This is a genomic window from Mangrovibacterium sp., assembly GCF_059905295.1.
The window spans coordinates 1-3,833 of sequence record NZ_JBZQJF010000120.1; the positions used below are offsets into that span (position 1 = coordinate 1).

A 3,833-nucleotide genomic window follows, 5' to 3' on the forward strand; every position below is an offset into this window, starting at 1 on the left:
ATCCGGATTTTGATCACGGCACTGTGTTAGCAGCGAGCGGTAAGTCGCCTCAAAAGTAGCCAGGTCAATAGCCTTATCACTTTCTTCAACCAAGGCATTCACATCGTTTATACCAACCAGTATGCTCAGCACATCTGGCTTTAGGGCGAGTGTATCTTCCTGCCACCTGTTGGCCAAATCGGTTACGGTGTTTCCGCTAATACCCCGGTTTATAAAATGAAAACCGGCTTCCGGAAAGTCGGCACCAATACGGCTCGACACTGCAAAGCAATAACCATGTCCTAAAATATGATTCGGATCCTCGGTCCTTCCCCGATTTCCATCCGTAATGGAGTCGCCCTGAAACAGGAAGGTCAACCCCTTCTTTTCAGGTTTCAGTTTCTTTTTTCCAACCGGAACACATGCGGTTGTCAATCCGGTAGTAGCAACACCGGCTACCGCTGCTAGTTTAAGAAAGCTTCGGCGTGATGAGTTTGTCATTGTTATTGGGTTTATTATTGGGTTGCTCAAATTTATAAAACTCTGCTATAAAGTACGAACCAAATTTCCTTCCCGGAAGTACCTCATCGATCAATGTCCCCTAAAAGATTCCCATGTAAAAGGATAACCCCTCCTCTGCAAACATCGTTATAAAGGACATAAACATCTTCAATTCATTCAAAGAAATAGAAATAATTGAATTACAATTAACAAGGGAGGATCGCCATGTTGAATTTTTACCAAATCGTTAAAGAGAATCTGAGCTTTAACCGATTTCAATACCACGATACGGTTTGTTTGGAATACACCTGTCCGATAGAAGCCGAACAGATTGGTATTTTCTCGCGAAACGATTACCTGGTATACGTACTTAGCGGGAAAAAAACCTACAAAACAATGACCGGAGAATGGACCTTGGTGCCCGGGCAAACACTGTATCTGAAAAAGGGAGCCGAAGTCATTCATCAATATTTCGACAACGAATACTGTATGCTGGGCTTTTTTATTTCCGACGAGTTGATCCGCGAAACCATTAACGAGATGAAGGGGAAAGTGCCTTTAGCCCGAACAGAAAATCCGGAAGAATTTACAGCCCGAATGGTTCAGTCATCGGACTTTCTCGAAGGGTATTTTCATTCCATGCTAACCTATTTCAGAGGCATTAACCGTCCGCCTGATCATATCCTTGTTTTAAAGTTGAAAGAGTTACTGATGAACCTGGTCAACTGCGATCCGCTGCTAACCTCCTATTTCAATAACCTGGCCGAAACCGATAAACCTTCGCTGCAACAAATCATGGAGAAGAACTACTGCTTTAACCTGCGGCTTGAAGATTATGCTGAACTTTGCCACCGCAGCCTGTCGACTTTTAAGCGGGAGTTTCAACAAATTTACGATACTACACCCGGCAAATGGATTATGAAACGACGGGTAAAACATGCAGCGAACTTACTGGTCAACTCGGTCAAAACAGTTACCGAGGTTGCTTTTGAAACCGGCTTTGAAGACCTCTCACATTTCAGTCGGGTATTCAAACAAAACACCGGGAAAAACCCCACTGAATACAAAAAATCACTGGCTTTATGATCTTTTTCGTGCTTTGGACGAATTAGACCAATCATCGGACTTTTCAGCAAAATACGAACGTCCAATTGTTCTCAACTTTGCATTGTACAAACACAGAGAACAATGAAAAACGTATTCGTAAATCAGCATCACACAAAAACAAGCTTCACTCTTGCAGGTAATTTCGATCTGGCTCGTCTGTTGACAACAGTGCTCCTGCTAGGTTTGGTTATTTGTATCGTGATCAGACGCTTTCTCGAATTCCATCAACCTCTGTGCGTAACAATTGCAAATCAGCTATCAAACTTGATAATCCAAATTTTTAATCATTAAAATCAGATGTTATGGAAACTGCAAGAAAATTAGTCGTAGTTATTTCTCATGGTTTAGACAATGAACGCTCATCAGTAGCATGGAGTATCGCCAATGGCGGAATTAACAATGGGTTGGATGTTTCAATCTTCCTGGTTAGCTCCGGAATCGATTGGGTTCGTAAAGGAGCTGCAGAACGTGCCCGACCTAATCCAGAAGATCCAATGATGAAGGACATGATTCAGAAAGTTATCGACAATGGTTGCGCAATCGGAGTTTGCCCGCCCTGTGCAAAAGTAAGAGGTTACGAAGCAGAAGATTTACTCGACGGAGTAACAGTTGTCGGTTCTGTTTTCATTCACGAACGAGTAAAAGAAGGAGCAGCCATATTAAGCTTCTAATCCATCAGTCGTATTTATTACAGCCAATAATTGAAAAGGGATTCCACCAATCGGCGAAATCCCTTTTCAATCTTATTCTTTCGTTACCCACTTCTTATGCCACTCCGGATAAGCTTTCAAAATCGTCTCCGGCTTATCAGTATACCAGCCATAGCCATTACGGCGCTCATAACTAATGGCTGCTAAGGTATTTTTCTTAATGCCATCGCGACCACAGAAAAAGGGCTTCTCAGTATCCAGATCATAAAAACGGGCCCACAAAGCTTTTGCATTCGGGTCGGGAATAACAGTCAAATCCATCTTCCCTTCTTTATTCGGAAGTTTCTCTAATCGAATGCCCTCAATCTTATGCGTCTCGAACCATTTCACTGCTCCCTCAACAGCAGCAATGACTTCCGGAGAAGGATGATTCAAATCCATGAGCAATTCAACAATATTTACCGACTCGCCACCGCTAAAGGAGGCCAGTTCAAATTTACGGGCAGGAGCAGGGGCCAGAGTCACCGGATCGTGTTGGGCACACCAAACTGTTGGCTTCCCGTCGACCCGAATTTGGGTTTTCAGGATACAATCCACGCCTTTATCAAAAGCGGCCTTGGCTCTTGCTTTAATTTCATCATTCAACTGAAGAGCCTTAAAATCCGGATGATCCTTAAACACATCCTCCAACAGGCGCATCACATTAACCATTGCATCATCATTGTAGGTAATGTCTCCCGAATAGCGCACATTCACGCCCTCGCGTACCGGGAAAAACTGAGGCCATCCCCCATTTTCATACTGGGCTTCAAATATATAATTCAACCCGCGCAGAAAAGCATCGCGGTATTGCTTTTCGGGCTGATGGGTGTATACTTTCGCCAGGAAAAGCATTTCGCGGGTAGTAGCGCCATTATCTATCGTAGCACCAATCTCCCCTTTCTCTTCCTCATAAGAGGCTTTCTCAGCCTCGGTCAATTTGTGATGATAAGGCTTATTCTTGGCCCATCCGCCAACATCTTTCTGACAAAGCAATACATTGGCAGCCACATCTTTGGCTGCTGGGGTTCCATACCATTCATCAGGCATTTGAGTCGCAACTTGTTTCCAACTTTTATCGAGATAACTTTGAGCATGTGCCGCAAACAAGGCACTAATCAGGAGAAAACATAGGATTGATATTCGTTTCATGGTAGCAGTTTGTTTGATTATTGAAGCCGAAAGGTAGCAATAATTGATTTCCCTTGGAAAGGATCATGGTGGTTTATCAGAAACTGAAGCTACCCTGTTTTTAATTCTATTACAAGTAAACAACAATCTGAGTATCGGGAAAACACTTCAAGCTTCAATCTCCAACAATAAAGCATTTCCATTCCAATCAGAAGCACCAATAGCTCAAAATATGAGATAAAGCAGGAAAGTTTTTAGTCTACCAGAGCTACATACCCAAAACTGTTATCGCAAAGTCTTGCTAATGCGGATCGGCCTATTTTTATCAAGCCCGGAATCGAACTAAAAGCTTAGTGTAAACGGGAAGTTCCGACGGTAGGAGGAAATCACCCGTTGAACTTAGCTTTTAGAAAGATGCAGGTTGAA

Annotated in this window: 4 protein-coding genes; 2 read left to right on the top strand and 2 right to left on the bottom strand. The window is 43.1% G+C overall.

Annotated features, from left to right (window positions below):
• Positions 1-480: SGNH/GDSL hydrolase family protein (locus AC37HE_RS06435; protein WP_500781974.1), on the bottom strand; the 480-nt coding region annotated here is incomplete at its 3' end.
• A 225-nt stretch (positions 481-705) separates the two neighbouring features.
• Between AC37HE_RS06435 and AC37HE_RS06440 the strand changes: the two genes are divergently transcribed.
• Both AC37HE_RS06440 and AC37HE_RS06445 read left to right on the top strand, forming a co-directional pair.
• A complete protein-coding gene (locus tag AC37HE_RS06440) occupies positions 706-1,566 on the top strand; it encodes a helix-turn-helix domain-containing protein (RefSeq protein WP_500781975.1) in 861 nt (286 codons plus the stop codon).
• A 323-nt stretch (positions 1,567-1,889) separates the two neighbouring features.
• Positions 1,890-2,258, top strand: a complete 369-nt coding sequence (locus AC37HE_RS06445; RefSeq protein WP_500781976.1) for a DsrE family protein — start codon at positions 1,890-1,892, stop codon at positions 2,256-2,258.
• Positions 2,259-2,330: 72 nt separating this feature from the next.
• On the opposite strand, the gene pelA is transcribed toward AC37HE_RS06445, so the two are convergent.
• Positions 2,331-3,428, bottom strand: a complete 1,098-nt coding sequence (gene pelA / locus AC37HE_RS06450; protein ID WP_500781977.1) for a pectate lyase — start codon at positions 3,426-3,428, stop codon at positions 2,331-2,333.
• Positions 3,429-3,833 lie beyond the last annotated feature (405 nt).